This window comes from Acinetobacter sp. UC24323 (genome assembly GCF_024151445.1).
In the GTDB taxonomy this organism is placed as follows: Bacteria; Pseudomonadota; Gammaproteobacteria; order Pseudomonadales; family Moraxellaceae; genus Acinetobacter; species Acinetobacter baumannii.
This window is the reverse complement of sequence record NZ_JAHIBY010000031.1, coordinates 1-1,684: the sequence shown is the minus strand read 5'-3', so window position 1 is coordinate 1,684 and position 1,684 is coordinate 1. Positions and strand designations below refer to the sequence as shown.

General features: G+C 45.5%; 1 protein-coding gene. It reads left to right on the top strand.

Annotation, left to right across the window (positions count from 1 at the left end):
- On the top strand, positions 1-1,684 hold a 1,684-nt coding region (locus KNQ97_RS19125), incomplete at both ends, for a thiamine pyrophosphate-binding protein (protein ID WP_253612635.1).

The window sequence follows — 1,684 nt, the reverse complement described above, 5'->3', positions numbered from 1 at the left end:
TGAAGAAGAGATTAACGGGTAGTCAGATTGTTGCCCAAACCCTAAAGAATTATGGCGTTGAATATGTAGCCGGTATTCCTGGACACGGTATCTGGACCCAAACCGATGCTTTCCTTGAGGAAGAATCAAAAATCAAGTTCATTCAGGTTTTCCATGAACAAAGTGCCGTGCACTTGGCTGACGGTTATTACCGTGTTGCTGGTAAACCAATGGCTGCGTTTACCTCAATCGGTGCTGGGGCAAGTAATACAGTTATTGGTATGGCAACAGCATTTACGGACTCAACCAGTGTCATGCTAATTACGGGTGGACCACCAACACACATGCGTGGCCATGGCCTTCTTCAGGAGCTGGAACGTTATACAGATAATGATTTCCCTAAAATTGCTGAAGCCGTATCTAAACGTCACTGGGTTGTCACCCGTGTTGAAGAATTACCTTTTGCCATGCACCGTGCATGGAGTGCGATGACTACCGGACGTCCTGGCCCGGTTCATATTGAAATTCCAATGGACGTTCAGGCTGAAGCTGCTGAAGTTGCGCTTCATCCACTGAGTGAGCGTTTACCTGTCGGCAAAGTTTATCCGGATCCGGAAGCTGTTGCAGCTGCAGCAGATGTATTACGTGATGCCAAACGTCCTGTTATGGTTATTGGTGGCGGTGTAATTACTGGTGAAGCATGGAATGAAGTTCTTGCACTGGCTGAACATCTGCAAATCCCTGTTGTAACAACCTGGAATGGTAAAAGTGGTTTCCCTGAAGATCATACACTCTTTGCAGGTAGTGTAGGTCAAACAGGTACCCTATGCGGTAATAAAATCGCATCAACTGCTGATGTCATCATTGCTGTTGGTTGCCGTTTCACTGACTGGTCATCATCAAGCTATGCCAAAGGCGTCACCTTTGCTATCCCACCATCTAAGCTGATTCATATTGATATTGATCCGCATGAGATTGGCAAGAACTATCCGGTGACAGTCGGAATTGTATCGGATGCCCGTTATGCCTTGGCTCATATTCTTGAGAATATGAAAGAAGATACGGTAGAACGTAGTGAATACATGCAGGCTTTGAAAGAAGCACAAGATGAATGGGAATCCAAGTTAGCAACCCGTCGTGATTCAAACCGTTTCCCATTTACTTCGCAACGCCCACTTGGTGCATTACGTAAGATCTTCCCACGCAACACGATTGTAGTTGTTGGTTCTGGTAATACTCAAGGTGCAGTTAAACAGACTTTCCCTGTTTATGAACCGCGTACCCATTTAACTTCTGGTGGCTTCTCATCAATGGGTTGGGCAGTTCCAGCAGCAATTGGTGCAAAACTGGCAGCGCCGGATCAACCTGTAGTCTGCATTTTAGGTGATGGTGATTTCTTAATGACCTCACAAGAGATTGCAATCTGTAAAACCAATAATATTCCAGTGGTGTTCATTATTCAGAACAATGCAGGATATATGTCGATCCGGGGTGGTCAGCGTAAGTTGATGAGTCGCCATGTAGGTACAGAGTTTAATACTCCTGACGGAGAACCATACTCACCTGACTATAAGCTTATGGGTGAATCCTTTGGTTTACGTTCGTGGCGTGTAGAGAGTGCTGAAGAGTTAGAGCCAGTTTTACAGGCAGCTTTAGATAGTAATGAACCGGTATTAATTGAAATCCCGACAGACCGTGATGCAGC